The sequence below is a fragment of the Campylobacter sp. genome (genome assembly GCF_052170435.1).
Classification (GTDB): domain Bacteria; phylum Campylobacterota; class Campylobacteria; order Campylobacterales; family Campylobacteraceae; genus Campylobacter_A.
This window is the reverse complement of sequence record NZ_JBQNAN010000016.1, coordinates 1-17,527: the sequence shown is the minus strand read 5'-3', so window position 1 is coordinate 17,527 and position 17,527 is coordinate 1. Positions and strand designations below refer to the sequence as shown.

Genomic DNA, 17,527 nt, shown 5'->3' with positions numbered 1-17,527 from the left:
TAAAATGAAAATTTAAGCGGCGCGCGGAGCTTTTTTAAGATTATAGCGATAAAAAACCTAATGAAAGCTTTTAACGAGGTTCATGACGAGCAAATTCCACCCGTCGACGAGCACGAAAATAAGCAGCTTAAACGGCAGTGAAATCATCGTCGGCGGCAGCATCATCATACCCATCGCCATGAGCACGGAGCTAACGACCATATCTATGACCAAAAACGGCAGATAGAGCAAAAAGGCTATCTCAAACGCCGTTTTCATCTCGCTGATCATAAATGCGCTCATCACGACCGTGAGCGGGATATCGTCGAAGCTTTGCGGGTTTGGCATGTTTCTGATACGCAAAAACAGCGCCAGATCCTTTTCGCGCGTATTTTTTATCATAAACTCGCGAAACGGCTTCACGCCGCGCTCAAAGGCCTCTTGATAGCCGATTTGCTCGCTTAGATAGGGCTGCACGCCCGCTTCGTAGGCTTGCTTGCCTACAGGCTCCATGATAAAAAACGTAAGCACCATCGCAAGGCTAATAAGCACCGTAGACGGCGGCATCTGCTGCGTGCCCATCGCCTGTCGCAAAAACGAAAAAACGATAATGAGCCGCAAAAAGCTCGTCATCATAAAAACTAGCGAAGGGGCGAGCGTGAGGACGGTAAGGACGAGTAGGACGTTTAGAGAGCTAACTAGCTGGGTTGGCGTAGTGGGCGCGCTTAGGCTGAGATTTACGGTCGGGATAGTGACGTTATCCTCGCCGATCGCGACCGCCGCAAAGATAAAAAACAGCAAAAACGTCAGTTTTTTCAAATTTACTCCTGCGCGTCCAGTATGCTTTTTTGCGTTTTGGCTTTGTCGTCTAAATTTAACGAAACGAAATGTATCTCGACTCTGCGGTTTTTCTCCCTGCCCTGCTCGGTAAAATTCGTCGCAAAGGGCTCAAATTCGGCCTTTGCAGACGCGGTTAGCTTTTTAGGATCGACGCCGTCTTTGATGAGTTCGCTAACCACGCTGATAGCTCTAGCCGACGATAGCTGCCAGTTGTCTTTAAACTCGGCAGAGCCCGGCTGCTCGCTGTCGGTATGTCCGATCACGTTTGCTACGACGTCGGGCGGTAGCTTGGCTATCACCATCGCTATACGTTTTAAAAACAGCAAAGCATCGTCGTTTTGCAGCTGGGCGCTGTCTTTAGCAAAGAGTAAATTTGCCGGCAATCTAATCACAAATCCGCTCTCGCTCTCCTCAAACGTAACCTCAGGCGAGCCGCTAGCGTGCAAAAGTTCGTTGATAGAGCGCAGAGTCTGCTCGAAATTCGACTTCACTCCCGTGCGCTCTTTGTTTGAGGTGGCGTGATCGTCTTGGTTTTGCTCGGCGCTGACGTCGGGTTTCGCGCCGCCCTCAAGCACGCCCAAAGCCCCGCTTAGCGAGCCGATCGCCGCTTCTAGCTTCTTTGCGTCCATCGTACTCATAGAAAGAAGCAGTACGAAAAAGCAAAGCAGAAGCGACATCAAGTCGCCAAACGCCGCGAGCCACTCGGGTAAGCATTTGGGGCAGTCACCCGGATCGATTAACTTTTTAGCCATTTTTTCTACTTATCAAACTGACTAACGCGGTCTTTAGGCGGCAAAAACGATAGTAGCTTCATCTCGAGCGTCCTAGGGTTGTCGCCCGCTTGGATCGCCATTATGCCCTCTAGCATCAGCACCTTTGCCGTGCCTTCGTCCTTATCGCGGATGCTTAGGATGTTTGCCACGGGCGAGCCCAGGATGTTTCCTATCATCGCGCCGTAAAGCGTCGTGATAAGCGCGACCGCCATCGAAGGACCGATAGCCGAAGGATCAGACATGTTCATAAGCATCGCGACCAGACCGATTAGCGTACCGATCATACCCATCGAGCCCGCAAAGCCCGCGATTTGTTCGAAAATTTTGATATTATCGCCGTGACGCGAGCTAGCCTGCTCCATATCTATCTCAAGCAGCGTTCTGATGGCGTCTGGCTCGTTGCCGTCAACAGCCATAGATAGGCCCTTTTTTAGAAACGGATCTGTTTCGTTATTTGCATCGCTCTCAAGCGCCAAGATACCGTCGCGACGAGCTTTTGTAGAGTATTCGACCATTTTTTTTACGATTTCTGGGAGATTGTAGGTTTTTGGCTTTACCGCGATGCCGTAAAACGTTCCTAGCTTTTTTATCTGCTCCATCTTAAAGCCGATCATCAGCGCGCAAATCGTACCGCCGAAAACGATCAAAACCGAGGGAATATCGATGTAAGCTCCGATTCCGACGCCCATCTGCATGGAACCAAGCAAAAGCACCATAATAACTATCCAACCGACGAGGCTACCTAAATCCATCTTGCAACTTTCTATATTGTAAATTTGGTTTGTATTTTAGTTTTTTTTAGTTGAAAATACAGTTAAATTTAGGTTAGCTTTTTTGCAAAAGCCGTTCCAAAGCGGCATAAAATTTTTTCAAAATTTTATATTTTTGTCAAAATTTGATTTAAAAACGAATCAAAATTTTAAACGAGAGCAAGAGATAGCGTTTTGCCGCGAGCGTAAATTTGACGAATTTATCGCTCGCACGCTATCAATGCTTAGCAAAAGGCAAATTTAGCTAAGGTCTTTTTGGCTTAAACGCCCTTTTTGCCGTCATATAAAAGCCGCTAAAGATAAAAAGCGCCATCAAAAGCGAAACTACCGACCACAAAATTTTACCAACAATCCCGAAAAAGTACCCCGTATGCAGCTGATAGTTCGTACTCTTTACCATACCTACGGTTATGCCCTCGGTTTGCTTTTGCTCCGCCATCTTGCCCTCTTTTACGTTTACGGAGGTCATTTTCGGACGAGCGGTGCTAGGCGCGTCCGGTTCGTAGTATCTGACGTTTATCTTATCTCCGGCCGCGAGCATCAGGCTAAATTCTTTATACTCTATGCCGCTTGATTTAAATATCTCGTAAGCCCTCTGCACATCGCTAAATTTATACTCGGCGCTCTTTTTGCCCTCTGCTTTTGCGGGCGCGCCCTCTTTGCGCTCGGTCTCTTTAGGCAAATTTTGCGCGCTAACGAAAAGCTCAGTCACCGCACCGTTATACCAGCGGTACGACCACATGAGTCCGGTTAGACAGACGACGAGATAAATCACCGCGCTTAAGGCGCCTAAACTCGTGTGTAGGTTGTGAAAAAGGGCGTATTTTTTGAGTTTAAAATTCGGCTTTATCGCCTCGGCAAATTTGCGTTTTATCCTTGGGAAATGCAGCCAAACGCCGCTTATCACGAGCACTATCATCACGACCGTACTAGCGCCTACGATCTGCTTACCGACCTCGCCAGCGGTTTTGTTGCCCGTTAGCGCAAAGCCTAAATTTCGGTGCAGCGACATTACGGTACGTATGAAGGCGACTCCGTAGTCCTTGCCGATGATCTGCGCGGTATACGGATCGACCAGATAGGCATCGCTACCGCTAGCATAAATTTTGACCGCTTCGTTTTCGCTTTTGGGTAGCACGAGCCTTGCCGGCTGTTTAACGCCCGTTTGCTCGCTAAAGCTTTGCAGGATTTTTTCCGCACTTAGCACTTCGCCCGTTTTTTCTACCTTGGGAGCGTTTAAATTTATGAGATCATCAAGCTCATGCTGATACGACAAAATCGCGCCCGTAACGCCGATAACGAGTAGCGGAACGGCAAAAATAATCGATAAAATCAGGTGGAGATTAAACAAAAACTGATTTCTTCTTAAAGCCTTTTTTAAAAATAAAAGCAAGTTGCATCCTTTAAATTTGATTTTGATTATATTCAAAGGCCGTGATTATATAAGTTAATGCTTAAGAAATTGTTAAGTCCAAAAAACCTTAATCCCGCATTTAGCAAATTTGAGATAAAATCGCTCAAATTTTAAACAAGGAAAAAAGATGAGCGATATCGGCGTAGTGGTGCTTGCCGCGGGGCTTGGCACGAGGATGAAATCAAGCAGGCCAAAGGTGCTTTTCGAGCTTTGCGGAGAGCCGATGATTATCCATATTTTGCGCAAGGCTTATGAGATCAGTAGCGACGTGAGCGTGGTTTTGAGCTATCAAAAAGAGCTAGTGGGAGCCAAAATCAAAGAAATTTTCCCTCAAACTAAAATTTACGAACAAAATTTAAAAGAGTTCCCGGGCACTGCGGGCGCGCTAAAAAACATACCGTTAAATAGCGAAAAAACGCTGATTTTGTGCGGAGATATGCCACTTATCAAAACCAACGACCTAATCCGTCTAAGCGCGGGAAACTCAGACGTTGCGTTAAGCGTTTTTGAGGCGGCAGACCCCTACGGATATGGCCGCGTCATCATAAATAACGGCAAAGTAGAGGCCATCGTCGAGCAAAAAGACGCGACCGAAACGCAAAAAATGATAAAAAGCGCAAACGCCGGCTGCTACTGCTTTAAAAGCGAAGTTTTGCGCGAGATTTTGCCACTCATCGGCAACGAAAACTCGCAGAAAGAATTCTACCTAACCGACGCGATAAAAATCGCAAACGAGCGCGGTCTAAAGTGCTGGGCCATCAGCGTCGAAGAGCAAAATTTCATGGGTATAAACGATAAATTTCAGCTCAGCATAGCAGAAAATTTGATGCAGGACGAAATCAAGAAAAATTTGATGAAAAGCGGCGTGCTAATGCGGCTACCAAACAGCGTTTATATCGACTCTAGAGCAAAATTTGAAGGCGAATGCGTCATCGAAGAAAACGTAAGCATCATCGGAGAGTGCCTCATCAAAAACTCCGTCATCAAAAGCGGCTCGGTCATAGAAAGCTCCGCCATAGAGGACTCGGACGTCGGCCCTCTAGCGCACCTGCGCCCAAAATGCGAAATCAAAAACACTCACATCGGAAATTTCGTTGAGCTAAAGGCAGCCAGGCTAAACGGCGTCAAAGCAGGCCACTTAAGCTATCTAGGCGACTGCGAGATAGGTAGCGGCACAAACGTAGGCTGCGGCACGATCACGTGCAACTACGACGGCAAAGCCAAGCACAAAACGATCATCGGCAAAAACGTCTTTATCGGCTCCGATACGCAACTGGTCGCACCCGTAAAAGTCGGCGACGACGTGCTAATCGCCGCGGGCAGCACCGTAACTAGCGACGTACCAAGCGGCGCGCTAGCCATCAGCCGCACGAAGCAGGTAAACAAAGAAGGCTTTTTCTATAAATTTTTTAACGACGCGAAAAGCGAAGAAAATGCTAAAAAATAAAAAAATTTTGCTCGCGGTTTGCGGCAGTATCGCGTTTTATAAGGCTTATGAAATTTTATCCGCGCTAAAAAAAGAGGGCGCGGACGTGCGCGTTATGCTTAGCGAAGGGGCGCTTAAATTTTGCTCGGAAGCGGGCTTTGAGGCGCTGTGCGAGCATAAAATTTTAACCTCGCGCACGGAGAGTTGGCAGGACGGACTAAATCACATCGCCTACGCCAAAACCGATCTTATCTTGATCGCACCCGCGAGCGTAAATACGATAAACAAGCTTGCAAGCGGCATTTGCGATAACGTCTTCATGCAGACTCTGATCGCTAGCCCGGCTCCCCTACTCATCGCGCCCGCAGCCAACGACAAAATGATAAATCACTTTGCCACGCGCAAAAATTTCGAGTTTTTAGCGGCAAACGGCGCGAGATTTATCGAACCGGTAGAAAAAACCCTAGCCTGCGGCGATACGGGCAAAGGCGCACTGGCAGACGTTTCTACGATCATCTACGAAACCAAAAGAATGCTAACGGAGCCAAAATTTAAAGGACAAAAGGTGGTCGTAACGGGCGGCGCCACGAGCGAAAAGATCGACGACGTAAGAGCCGTGACGAATCTATCTAGCGGCAAGATGGCAAAAGCGCTGGCGGACGCCTTTTACTACGCGGGTGCGGACGTGACGCTGATAGCTAGCTTTGAAACGGCGAACGCGCCCTATAAAACGCTCAAATTTCAAAGCTCGGCGGAGCTAAAAGAGCTGCTACGCGCAAATTTGACGGACGCAAATTTGCTCGCGATGGCGGCTGCGGTTAGCGACTACGCTCCAAAAACCAAATTTGAAGGCAAGCTAAAAAAGCAAAGCTTGGGCGAAATTTGGACGCTAGAGCTAGCGCAAAATGACGACGTTTTAGGCTCTTTGACGGATTTCAAAAACGTCAAAAAAATCGGCTTTAAAATGGAAACTGACGCCTCAAACGCCATGCAAAATGCAAAAAATATGCTTGAAAAAAAGAGCCTCGACGCCGTTTGCCTAAACGTGCTGGGCGGCGATATAAATTTCGGCTCGGATAGCACGCAAATCACCTTTATAACGCATCGCGGCGCGCAAAATATCGCGCTAACGTCCAAAGAGGACGCGGCGCGGCAAATCGTAAATTTAGCAACCAAGCTATGATAAATCCCGTCTCACGAGTGCAAAAAATCGCAAGCGGCGGCGCCGGCACGGCTCTAAACGCGAGCCTGCCCATCAGTATCAAAGTCGCCGAAAAGACGGGCTATAATCGCTACAATCTCAAAATGGGCAACAAAATTCTAAGCACGAAAAGCATGAAAAGCCTCGACGTGGACTGCGAATACTGGGGCGAGATCGCAAGCGGCACCGAAAATGTCGTAATAAGAAATCTCTTTAAAAAGCCAAATTTAGCCTACGCCGCACCTGACGGGCTCGCGCTAATAGAAAGGCTAATAAGTGAGCCCGATCTAAACTGGTTTTATGAATATATATTTAACGGTCTTAGCGCGGCGGACTCGCGGGAATCATTTGAAAATCTAGCTCAAATGCTGCTTGCACTACAAAAAAATATCATTAATATTTCGTTTGTTTATAACGGCGCAAAAGGCGTTTTTCAGATGAAATTTGACGGAGCCCGGATGAGTCAAATTTACCTTATTTTTTCAAATTTCGCTCCGATTATTTTTACGCTAAAAGGCACCAGAATAATCAGCGCGCAGACGCCGTTTGACAAGGTAGCTAGGCTCTTGCGAAATGAATTTGACTGCGAAACTCAAACGACGCAAAACATCGCCGCTTTTTTTGATCCTAGCGGCAAAATAATTGATTTTAAGGGCTAAAATGAACGAGCTAAATCACCTCGCGATCATAATGGATGGCAACGGCAGATGGGCCAAGCGCCGCGGTTTGCTACGCACCAAAGGGCACGAAACGGGCGCGAACGTCGTGGAGCAGATGTGCGAGTTTTGCATCGACGAGGGCGTGGCGGTACTGAGCCTATACGCATTTAGCACCGAAAACTGGAAGCGCCCAAAGAGCGAAGTGGCGTTTTTGATGGAGCTTTTGCATAAATTTTTGCTCTCAAAACGCGAGAGTTTTATCAAAAACGGCATCAAATTTAACGTTATCGGCGACGAAAGTCCGCTAAGTGACAAGCTAAAAAACGAGATAAATGAGATCAAAAACGCAACCGCGCAAAACTCTAGGCTAAAGCTAAATTTGGCGCTAAACTACGGCGCTAAAGATGAAATTTTAAGAGCTTTTAAAAGATTTTGCGAAAAAAACGGCGGCGAATTTGACGCCCAAAATCTAGCTCTAAATTTAAATGAAGGTAGCCTGCAAGCCTGCCTCGATGAGCCCGCGCCCATCGACCTTCTCGTGCGCACGGGCGGCGAGCAGAGGCTGTCAAATTTTATGCTTTGGCAGGCTAGCTACGCCGAGTTTGCCTTTACGCCCACGCTTTGGCCTGATTTTACGCGCGAGGAGTTAGCTCAGATAGCGGCCAAATTTAAGAAAAAAGATAGAAGGTTTGGCGGACTTTAATTGAGCTTTTGACTGCCTCCATCTTTTAAATTTACGTCTTTTTATTTTACCCGCTCGCAAAAAAGGCTTTTAAATTTTACGAGCCAAAAGCCTTGTCGCAGCGCCGTTTTGCATAAGTTTTTAACCCAAATCTTTAAATTTAAAAGCATTCAAGGCAATATTTCGCTAAAATCGCCTTTAAATTTTTACATTTTTATATTTTTGCGGCGCAAATGACAAGGCAAATTTTAGATTAAATTAACGCGATAAATCGGCAATTTTACGAAAAGATTATCTTTTGAAACGTCGCGATTTGGTTTAAAAAGCCGAGAATTTTAGATAAACACGCAAAAACAGAATAAATTTAAGTAGGAGAGTTATGATTTTCGCCATTTTATTTTTTATATTGGGCGCCGCAATCGGCAGCTTTAGCAACGTCTTAATCTACCGCATGCCGCGCGGCGAGAGCATAAATTTCCCCGCCTCGCACTGCCAAAGCTGCAAAACTCCGCTAAAGCCGTATCACAACGTCCCGATTTTCGCGTGGTTGTTTTTGCGCGGTAAATGCGCGTTTTGCGGCGAAAAAATCAGCTTTCAGTATCCGCTCGTTGAGCTTGCTAGCGCCCTACTTTGCGTGCTTGCGTATTGCATTGAGACGCACGGACTAGAGCCTTTTACAGACGGCTTTTACGCCGCGATTTTTAAGGCGGCGATGCTTGGTGTCTGCTTTATCTTGCTGCTAGCGCTTAGCCTCATTGATTTTCGCTACAAAGCCGTTCCCGATCCGCTGCTTTTTGCCAGCGTCGCATTTTCGCTGCTTTACGGATTTAATCTTCCCGCCTCTTTTGACTCTGATGAGCTTTTGCGCGCCTTTGATTCGTTTATAAACGCTGCGATTTTTATGCTTGCCTTTTGGCTACTGCGCGCGGTCGTTAGCCTAGCCCTTAAGCGCGAAGCTATGGGCTCTGCGGACATCTTTATCGCGGGCGTTATGGGCGCGATTTTGGGTATCAAGCTTGGCCTCATGGCGATCTATGTTTCGGCGCTGCTGACGCTGCCGGCATACGTCATCGTGCGAAAACGAGGATACGAGCTGCCTTTCGTGCCGTTTTTGAGCCTTGCTACACTCATCGTTTACGCGTTTAAGGAGCAGTTTATCTACATCTTGGGGCTGATTTATGGATAGGACGGCGCGCTATCTTTTTTCAAACTTCCTAGGTACGTTTGCATCGCTATTTGCGACGCTTTTTCTCATCATGTCGATCGTGTTTTTTATTCAGATCGCGCGTATCACCTCATACATCGAGATTACCTTTATAGAGCTTTTTAAACTCTATATGTTTATGCTGCCTAGAGTACTGCTTTTTACCGTGCCGATCGCATTTTTTGCATCGCTTGCGCTTATGTTTTTCAGGCTTTCACGCGAAAACGAGAGTATCGTGCTTTTTACGCTCGGATATTCGCCCGTTAGGATCGCTAATTTTTTCCTCATCGTTAGCGGCGCCGTTTCAGCCTTTCTCATTGTTACCGCGATAGTACTGATCCCTACGGCTGCGGAGCTAAACGCGAATTTCGTCTCATACAAAAAAACCGTCGCCAAGCTAAATTTAAAGACGACCGAATTCGGACAAAAATTTTCCGACTGGATGGTCTTTATCCAAAACGAAAAGAGTGACGAAAACGGCACTCTTTACGAGGGCGTGACGCTTTATTCGCCAAAAGAAGGCGCACACAGATTCGTTCTAGCTAAAAACGCTCGCCTAACAAACAGCAACGCCGTGCTTGAGTTCACGCTATCAGACGGCAAAATTTACGATATCAGGGATGCCTCGTGGCACAAAACGGACTTTGGTACCATGAAAATCAGTACCGCCCAAGAGGACAGCGTAGCGCAGACGAAGTCCTTTGTGCAGTATTGGCAAATGATGAGCGAGGATAAAAAGCGCGCCAAAGACTTTGCAACCTACGTTCTCATCGCGCTTTTTCCGCTAGCAACGACGCTTTTTGCTTTGAGCCTGGGCATCGTGACCTACCGCTACGAAAAGGGCTTTGTGTATTTTGGGATATTTGGCGTACTTTTTGGCTATTTTACGCTCATTATGCTCTTTAGCTCGCGTGTTTTTGTCGCGATTGCAGCGATATTTTCGCTATTTTTTATCGCCTCGATTTTTAGCTTTAGGGCTAAAATTTTAAAAAGATACTAAGTGCGCCTTAAACTCGTTTTTAGCTACGACGGGTCTAAATTTCAAGGCTCGCAGACTCAGCCACACGAAAACGGCGTCGAGGACGCTCTGGGCGCGGCTCTAGCGCATGTGGGCATTTTTAGCAAAATAATCTCTAGCTCGCGTACCGATAAGGGCGTGCATGCAAACAACCAAGTAGCCTGCGTCGAGTGCGGCGAGCATTTTAGCGACTTTACGCGCCTAAAAGCTCTCATCAATCGCCACGCCCACCCAGCCGTTCACGTTAAATTTATAAGCCGCGCGCAGGACTGCTTTCACCCGCGCTACGACGCTACGGCTAGAGCCTACCGCTACGTCATAAATCACGGCGAGTTTTCGCCTTTTTTGGCGCCCTACGAGACTTTTTTGCCGAGATTTGACCTAAATTTAGCAAACGAACTGCTTGCGCTTTTTGTCGGAGAGCATGATTTTAGCGCGTTTATGAAGCTTGGCAGCGACGTCAAAAGCCCCGTGCGGCGCATCAAAAAAGCGTTTTGTTACGCGCGCGGCGAGCGAACAATCATCGTTTTTAAAGCAAACGGCTTTTTGCGCGCCCAGGTTCGCCTCATGGTCGCTAGCGTTTTAAAGGCGCTTGAGCTTGCCAAAAGCGGTAAATTTAGACAAAGGCAGGTGCAGGAGTTTAAATTTGAGTGCACAGAGGCGGTAAATTTGGACGCAAATTTAAACAAAAACAGCCGCGATAATATCCTAACGAAAAGCCACGAAAGCGTAAATTTGGCCGCCGAACAAGCCGAGTGCGTCGCTTCAAAATTTGACGCCAAAAACTCAAATTTAAACGGAGTCGCAAACAACTGCCGCGACGAAAATTTCCTAAAAGCAAAAGAGCTTTTGCGCCAGGCTATCTACGAGCAAAAGCCGCTCACGCGTATCCCCGCGCCGCCAAACGGTCTTTATCTAAACCGAGTTTTTTACTAATGAGAAATCCAAAAATCGAAGAAGCCATCGTCGCCGTAACGCAAAAGCAAAATGAGTGTAAAAAAATAGTCAAAAAATACGCTACATTTATGACTATAACGACATTTGTCGCACCAATACTAATTTTTATTATTATGGAGCGACGCTTTGAAATATTCTTTCTTTTATTTGCAGTCATCCCAATATACGTCACGCCGAGGATTCCAAAAGTAGAAAAAACGCTGGAAGAGTATAGAAGCTTCTACAAAAATGTTTTTGTTAGCACGGTAATTGCCGATATAGATAGCAATTTTACATACGAGCCTCAAAAAGGCATCAGCGCAAACGAATTTTATAAAAGCGGAATATACAGGCGCGTAAATTTTTACGGCGAAGACCAAATAAGCGGTACTTACGCTAATGTCAAATTTCAATTAAGCGAGGCTATAAAAGTAGAAAAAACATATGACTCAAACGGCTCAAAAAACCCTTATCTGGCGCTTTTGAGAGTAAGCAAAGTCATATACGACGAATACATGGACTTTAACGGTACAGTACTAGTCTGCGAGTTTTATAAAAATTTCAAAGGACAAACGATACTAGCCGACAAAAAGGTGCTAAATACGAAAATATCTGGCGAAAAAGAGATACTTGATGATACGGAGTTTAACAACGAATTTCGCGTATTTACCGACGACAAAATAGAAGCGCGCTATCTTTTAAGCCCCGGTTTTATGCAACGCCTACGCGAGGTTAAGCAGGGTTTTGACAGTGCCGTATCGCTAAGCGCGGCATTTATGGACGATAAATTTTACCTCTTTTTAAACGGTGCAAAGGACCGTTTTGAAAGTTCGCTATTGGACCCGCCGCTAAGCCTTTCTGACGCGCAGGCCATAAAAGACGAGATATTGCGGCTGTTACGCGTCATAGACGAGTTAAATTTGAGCCTTGACGTTTATAAATAATTTTGCTTCGGCAGTAAATTTAGCTAACTATGGGCTTAAAATTTAACCATAAATTCAGTCGGTAAATTTAAACATAGATTTTAGCTAAACGCGCAAAACTTCACAGCACCGCACAAAGCCGGTCGCTCGTAGCGAAGCCTATTTTCAAATTTAACGGCGCTAACCTAAAAATAAATACAGCCGGCATTCGCTCGTAAATTTGAGCAAATTACAAAATATCCCTTTGTCCTTTTGCGTTCATCGGGCTTAGTACGCCCATTTGCTCCATCTGTTCGATGATCGTAGCAGCGCGGTTATAGCCGATTTTTAGACGACGTTGTAGATAGCTGATCGAGGTTTTTTGCTCGCTTAAAACGATCTCTTTGGCCTCTTCATAGAGCTCGTCTAGCTCGCCCGCTACGGCGCCGGAGCCTGTGCCAGCACCTCCGCTAGCACCATCCTCGGCTAGAAATCTCTCGTCATAGACCACCTCTTGCTGCGCTTTTAGGAAATTTACTATCGTGTCGATCTCTTTTTCGCTAGCAAACGGCGCGTGCAGTCTGATGACGCCGGGGCTTCCCGGAGGCGTAAATAGCATATCGCCGCGTCCTAGCAGACTCTCTGCGCCCATTTGATCTAGGATTACCTTGCTATCGATGCGCTGACCGACGCGGTAGCTGATGCGGCTAGGTAAATTTGCCTTGATTAGCCCCGTCACGACGTCCACGCTCGGGCGCTGGGTGGCTACGATGAGATGTATGCCGCTAGCTCTGGCCATCTGAGCTAGACGCCCGATGTATAGCTCCACGTCCTTGCCGCTAGTCATCATGAGATCGGCTAGCTCGTCGATGATCACGACGATGTAGGGAAACTGCTCGCCGCCTTCTTCTTTCATCTTTTCGTTGTAGCTTTCGATGTTTTTGGTACGCGTGTGGCTCATGATTTTGTAGCGGCGCTCCATCTCGGCGACCATGTTTGATAACGCCGTGATGGCCTGCTTAGCCTGCGTGATAACGGGCGTGAGTAGATGCGGGATGTCGTTATAGATGCTAAACTCAAGCATCTTTGGATCTATCATCATCAGGCGCAGCGTCTGCGGGCTGTTGCGATATAGCAGGCTTAGTAGCATCGCGTTTATACCTACGCTCTTACCCGAGCCCGTCGTGCCCGCGATTAGCAAGTGAGGCAGCTTTTTTAAATCGGTGACAAAGGGCGCGCCGACGATGTCCTTGCCTAGCGCGATAGTTAGCGGACTGCTCGAGTTTTTAAAAACTTCGCTATCTAAAATTTCTTTTAGGTATACGGTCTCGATGTTTTTGTTCGGAACCTCGATACCTACGACGTCTTTGCCCGGTATCGGCGCCTGGATGCGGATAGTCTGAGCGCGCAGAGCCATCGCGAGGTCGTCTTGCAGGGTTAAAATTTTACTCACCTTGATATGCGGCGCCTGACGAAACTCAAACGTCGTAACGATCGGACCCGTATATGTTCGCACGACGTCGCCGTCTATTTTAAATTTGCGCAGTTTATCGAGCAGATCGGAGATCTTTTGATCGATCTCGGCTTCGTTTACGCTGTTTGATCTTTTAGGCGGATCGGCTAAAAATTTAAGCGGCGGCAACGCAAAATCCTTAGGCTTTTCGACCTTGCCTTTTTCCATTTGTTCGAGTAGTTTTTTGTTTTCGGCGACTTCGTTTAGGATCTCGACGCCGTTTATCGTGACCGTACTTTTTTCTTCTAAATTTAACCCGACCTCATCCTGCGCTTCGTCTTCATCGTCTTGGCTATCTTCGTCCTCTAGCTCTTCACCGTTTTCCTCGCTCAAATTTGACTCGCTTTGAGCTTTAGGCTTTTTGATTTGCCTAGGCTTTTTTTGCGTTTTAGGCTTAATCTCGCCCGCGTTTTGAAACCTATCTTCGTTGGCGCTAGGCTCGACGAAGGCCTTTTTTAGGATAGCTAGGATGTTATCCTGCGCGATGAGGCCAAAGCTCAGCACGAAAAGCATCACGATAAAGACCCACATGCCTATTACGCCCGCGACGTCTTTTAGCGCCTCGTTTGCGCTATTTGCAATCAGTCCGCCGTAATTAACGTCCGCGCCTGATTGAAACATCAAAAACGCCAAAAACAGTAGCGTCGCACCAAGCGTCGTCTGGGCAAATTCGGCATTAAAGCCGTTAAAGTATTTGTAAATATAATACGCAAAAAATATGAAAATGAATGGATAAACATAAGCGATAAAGCCGAAAAGCTTGAAGTTCCAAAGCCCGATCGCATTGCCGAAGCTGCCGACGAAATTTGCCGCAGGCGCTATGGTAGCGATCCCGAAAAATATCAAAAAACAAACGACTACGACTAAAACCGATTCTCTTAAAATGGCGCGTCCTTTTAAATTTAGTAAATTTAAATTTGCGGTAGAGCGAATTTTAGAGCCGAATTTATCAAATTTGACTCCATTTTCGCTCCGTACGCTTTGATAACGAAACTTTAATAAAACGGTAGATTATAGCGAGTTTTTACATATAGTTTAATAACGAGAGCTGATTTATCTTCGCCACGGACTGCAACATCGCCTGATACGACATCATTTTTTGCATGAGATTCATATAGGTCTCGCCGTAGTCGGCATTTGTGATGTCGGCTTTGACGGTTTTTACGTTTACCTCCATGATACTAGCGCGAGTGTTGGTGTCCGCTAGCGCCGCGCTTTGAGCGCCTACCTTGGTGTGGATTTTGCTCACGTGATCGGCGATGTGATCTATCCTCTCGATCGCGCCTTGGATGCCTGAGTTACGCGGATGCTCGCCCTCGCTATCGGCGCGGTACTGACCGCTCCTAACGGCCTCTATCATCCTATCTAAGTCATCAAAAATATCCACGCTCGGGCTATCTATCTCGATACCGTTGTTTGCAGAAAAGCTCCACAGCGAACCTTCTCCTTGCTTTGTTGCAGGAGTCGTACCGGTGCTGTCGCCCGCAAATTTATCGACATTTCTGTTGTCGTAAATTCCGACTTTTATCGGAGTGACGGCGTTTTGTTTGTCGGTTACTTTTATTCGGCCCCTATGGTCCATATTTGCCTCGACGCTGCCTTGCGAATTTGCGATGGCTTGTTTATAGGCGTTAAATGTATTACCGGCGGGCATACTATCGCTAGCAACCATACCGATGATATCGTTTAACTGCCTAAAGGTCATATCTTTTGACTGCGTTTCTCTGCCCTCGGTCGTCGGCGGGTTTGTGGTGTCGTTATAAAAACTATCCCAAACCGGTCCGTTATAATGAGTTACGGGTGCGATTGGATTGCCGTTGTTATCAGTTACTTGCGCTATATTAACCGTGGCATTTCCCGATGTGGCCGGAGGCGTAGGTGCACCAAATTTAATGAACACATCATAGGTAGATCCGCTTTTTGATTTTATTTGCATTTGTAGCTCTTGGCCGTTTATATTATATTTTTCTCGTTCGCCCTCATATAAATTTTTGGCTCCGACGACTTGACTTAACGTCGTGTTATCGTCGGCAAATTTACCGCTACCGCGTTCTACTTGCGATACTGTACCTATTAAATTTCTACCCTCTTGCTTAAAGTTAATCTTGTCGTAGTCGTAGGCATTTGTGGTAGCTCCGCCTAGGTCTTCGTATTTGCTTTTAACAAATTCCGTGATTTCATAGTCATCAGGGTTTAACCGCACCTTAGCTTCGAGCGAATTTGCAGGATTGCCGCCCGTGAGATTCGTAATGTTATTAAATGCATTTGAGGCTGCATTTATATTTGCCGAAGTCAAATCTCCTGCATTTGCCACCTTTTTCGTCGCCGCTATCATGTGAAAATCAATAACCTGATTGCCTTTACTTAGATCTTTTACGTTGATTTGACCTTGGTTGTTTATCGTTACTTCGACGACTTTATTGGTCGGAGTGTTGCCGTATTCGGTGCCGATTTTTTCTAGCAAGTCGTTTATCGAGGCGTCCGACGTCATCTTAAATTTACTCGTAAAGCTAGTGCCGTTTGGCTTTTTACCCTGCAAGAAAAACGTCGTGTCCTGAAACCGCCTCACGCCCGTACCCGTGAAATCTTGATTGGTTAGAGTTTTTTCGTCTTTTACGTATTTAAAACCGATTAAATCGCGCATTTTATGCTCGCTATCGATATAAACGGTCTTGTTTCTATCGTCTAAATTTTGCGCTTTTAGCATCGTATTGGATGTAACTTTTTTATTATAATCGCCGTCCTTACCCAAAAACAGCTCCTGCCCGTTTTGGTTGTAGGTCAAATTTACCTGAGCTCCGCCTACCGTTTTCATCGCTTGCGCATTACCATAATACTCGTTCGTATCGCCGTTTATAGGCTTTGTATTTATCGCGCTTCCAGAAAATAAAAACTGCCCGTTGATCGAGGTGTTTGCGATATTTACTAGGTGATTTTTAATGCCTTGAAGGTCGTTTGCGATGGCTTCGCGCGATGTTTTGGAGTGGATTTCATTGGCGCCTTGAACCAGCTTTGTTTTAAAACTCTCAAGCTGCTGCTTAAATTCGCCCAAAGCCTTGTCGGTATTTTTTGAAAAGTGCTGCGCTTTTGAAGTCGCCGTTTGCACCTGCTCAAGCGTCGCAACCTCGTAATCAAGCCTCATGCCGTCGTTATAGACGCTGCTGTCCTCGAAAGAATTTTGGATTTTTAAACCGGTTGACATTTGGTTATTTAGCTTGTAAAGCGCTTTCATATTAGTCTGATAGTCGTAGTTGTTCATAAATTTCATCAACTGATTCGTCATTCTCATTGAGTTTTTCCTTAAATTTAATCAAGCTCTTACAAGCAAATAAAGTTCCACTCGCTATATCGTCAAATTTCAAAATTTATTTAGTTTTAGATATGATTTTGCCAAATTTAAGGAGTATAAATGAAAATCCTCTTTTCGCCGAGCGAAGCCAAAACCGCCGTAAGTCCAAATAAATTTATAGATAGGAAGGACTTTGTTTTTCCTAATTTATATGAAAAGCGGTGCGAAATTTTAAAAACTTACGATGATTTTTTACAAACGGCTACCGTTGAGAAAATCTCAAAACTTTTCGGCGTAAAAAATTTGACCGACGAGCCGAGCTTGCGCGAAAGTCTTTTTAAAAAAGGCGCGGTAAAAGCCATCCTGCGCTACGACGGAGTAGCATACAAGCACCTTGACTACGGCAGCCTTGATAGCGCGCCGCAGGAGTTTATAGATAAAAATACGCTAATTTTTTCAAATTTATTCGGCCCCGTGACTGCAGCGGATATGCTGCCCGAATACAAACTAAAGCAAGGCGAGCGCATAAACGGGCTAAATTTGGAGGAATTTTATAGGCAAAATTTTAGTGACGAGATAGATGAGTGGCTGGGGGATGACGATATTTTAGACCTTAGGGCTGAGTTTTACGAGAAATTTTACCGCATACGAAAACCGTTTGCGACCTTTAAATTTCTAAAAAACGGTAAAGTCGTCAGTCACTACGCCAAAGCTTACCGCGGGATAGTTTTGAGGCAGGTTGCGCAAAACGGAGTGAAAAATTTCGGCGAGCTTTACAAAATGGATATAGAAAATTTTCGCCTCATAGACGTCAAAAAAACGGGGTTAAAAAGCGAGTTTTTGGTGCAAATCGTCTAAAATTCGCCATTTTTTGTCAAATTTGCGTGAAATTCGTTAAATTTTCGGCTAAAAACTATTGTA

The 17,527-nt window shown here is 45.9% G+C and carries 14 protein-coding genes and 1 pseudogene; 9 read left to right on the top strand and 6 right to left on the bottom strand.

The annotated features are described in order from the left end of the window. Positions 1 to 57 precede the first annotated feature (57 nt). The 4 genes from fliP to ACTTJF_RS07270 all read right to left on the bottom strand — a co-directional run bounded on the left by fliP (position 58) and on the right by ACTTJF_RS07270 (position 3,755). A complete protein-coding gene (fliP, locus tag ACTTJF_RS07285) occupies positions 58 to 789 on the bottom strand; it encodes a flagellar type III secretion system pore protein FliP (RefSeq protein ID WP_376826371.1) in 732 nt (243 codons plus the stop codon). A gap of 11 nt (positions 790 to 800) precedes the next feature. Further along, positions 801 to 1,571 carry a flagellar motor protein MotB gene (locus tag ACTTJF_RS07280; RefSeq protein ID WP_314089458.1) on the bottom strand — a complete coding sequence of 257 codons (771 nt, stop codon included), beginning with the start codon at positions 1,569 to 1,571 and terminating at the stop codon, positions 801 to 803. A gap of 5 nt (positions 1,572 to 1,576) precedes the next feature. Continuing rightward, on the bottom strand, positions 1,577 to 2,344 hold the full coding sequence (locus ACTTJF_RS07275) for a motility protein A (protein ID WP_002950161.1): 768 nt from the start codon (positions 2,342 to 2,344) through the stop codon (positions 1,577 to 1,579). A gap of 262 nt (positions 2,345 to 2,606) precedes the next feature. Then, positions 2,607 to 3,755: a PepSY-associated TM helix domain-containing protein gene (locus ACTTJF_RS07270; RefSeq protein WP_442551376.1), complete on the bottom strand. Its 1,149-nt coding sequence runs from the start codon at positions 3,753 to 3,755 to the stop codon at positions 2,607 to 2,609. Positions 3,756 to 3,903: 148 nt separating this feature from the next. Here ACTTJF_RS07270 and glmU point away from each other — a divergent pair, with 148 nt between their 5' ends. From glmU to ACTTJF_RS07230, 8 genes are all read left to right on the top strand, one after another. Further along, positions 3,904 to 5,223 carry a bifunctional UDP-N-acetylglucosamine diphosphorylase/glucosamine-1-phosphate N-acetyltransferase GlmU gene (gene glmU, locus ACTTJF_RS07265; protein ID WP_442551375.1) on the top strand — a complete coding sequence of 440 codons (1,320 nt, stop codon included), beginning with the start codon at positions 3,904 to 3,906 and terminating at the stop codon, positions 5,221 to 5,223. Further along, positions 5,210 to 6,385, top strand: a complete 1,176-nt coding sequence (coaBC, locus tag ACTTJF_RS07260) for a bifunctional phosphopantothenoylcysteine decarboxylase/phosphopantothenate--cysteine ligase CoaBC (RefSeq protein ID WP_442551374.1) — start codon at positions 5,210 to 5,212, stop codon at positions 6,383 to 6,385. The genes glmU and coaBC overlap by 14 nt, the downstream gene beginning before the upstream one ends. Next, positions 6,382 to 7,062, top strand: a complete 681-nt coding sequence (locus ACTTJF_RS07255) for a hypothetical protein (RefSeq protein ID WP_442551373.1) — start codon at positions 6,382 to 6,384, stop codon at positions 7,060 to 7,062. Before coaBC ends, ACTTJF_RS07255 begins: the two co-directional genes overlap by 4 nt. A gap of 1 nt (position 7,063) precedes the next feature. Beyond that, positions 7,064 to 7,765, top strand: a complete 702-nt coding sequence (uppS, locus tag ACTTJF_RS07250) for a polyprenyl diphosphate synthase (RefSeq protein ID WP_442551372.1) — start codon at positions 7,064 to 7,066, stop codon at positions 7,763 to 7,765. Between the two features lie 358 nt (positions 7,766 to 8,123). Then, complete coding sequence (locus tag ACTTJF_RS07245) at positions 8,124 to 8,930, top strand: prepilin peptidase (RefSeq protein ID WP_442551371.1); 807 nt, start codon at positions 8,124 to 8,126, stop codon at positions 8,928 to 8,930. Beyond that, positions 8,923 to 9,948 carry an LptF/LptG family permease gene (locus ACTTJF_RS07240; protein WP_442551370.1) on the top strand — a complete coding sequence of 342 codons (1,026 nt, stop codon included), beginning with the start codon at positions 8,923 to 8,925 and terminating at the stop codon, positions 9,946 to 9,948. The genes ACTTJF_RS07245 and ACTTJF_RS07240 overlap by 8 nt, the downstream gene beginning before the upstream one ends. After that, positions 9,949 to 10,902, top strand: coding sequence for a tRNA pseudouridine(38-40) synthase TruA (gene truA, locus ACTTJF_RS07235; RefSeq protein WP_442551369.1), 954 nt, complete (start codon positions 9,949 to 9,951; stop codon positions 10,900 to 10,902). Further along, positions 10,902 to 11,846, top strand: a complete 945-nt coding sequence (locus ACTTJF_RS07230; protein ID WP_442551368.1) for a DUF3137 domain-containing protein — start codon at positions 10,902 to 10,904, stop codon at positions 11,844 to 11,846. The genes truA and ACTTJF_RS07230 overlap by 1 nt, the downstream gene beginning before the upstream one ends. A 208-nt stretch (positions 11,847 to 12,054) precedes the next feature. Here the strand turns inward: ACTTJF_RS07230 and ACTTJF_RS07225 are convergent. Together ACTTJF_RS07225 and ACTTJF_RS07220 are read right to left on the bottom strand one after the other, a co-directional pair. Then, positions 12,055 to 13,518: pseudogene (locus ACTTJF_RS07225) on the bottom strand (DNA translocase FtsK); the annotation flags it as partial. Between the two features lie 823 nt (positions 13,519 to 14,341). Next, complete coding sequence (locus tag ACTTJF_RS07220; protein ID WP_442551367.1) at positions 14,342 to 16,600, bottom strand: flagellin N-terminal helical domain-containing protein; 2,259 nt, start codon at positions 16,598 to 16,600, stop codon at positions 14,342 to 14,344. Between the two features lie 126 nt (positions 16,601 to 16,726). Here ACTTJF_RS07220 and ACTTJF_RS07215 point away from each other — a divergent pair, with 126 nt between their 5' ends. Beyond that, positions 16,727 to 17,464: a YaaA family protein gene (locus ACTTJF_RS07215; RefSeq protein ID WP_442551366.1), complete on the top strand. Its 738-nt coding sequence runs from the start codon at positions 16,727 to 16,729 to the stop codon at positions 17,462 to 17,464. The last annotated feature ends 63 nt before the right edge of the window (positions 17,465 to 17,527 follow it).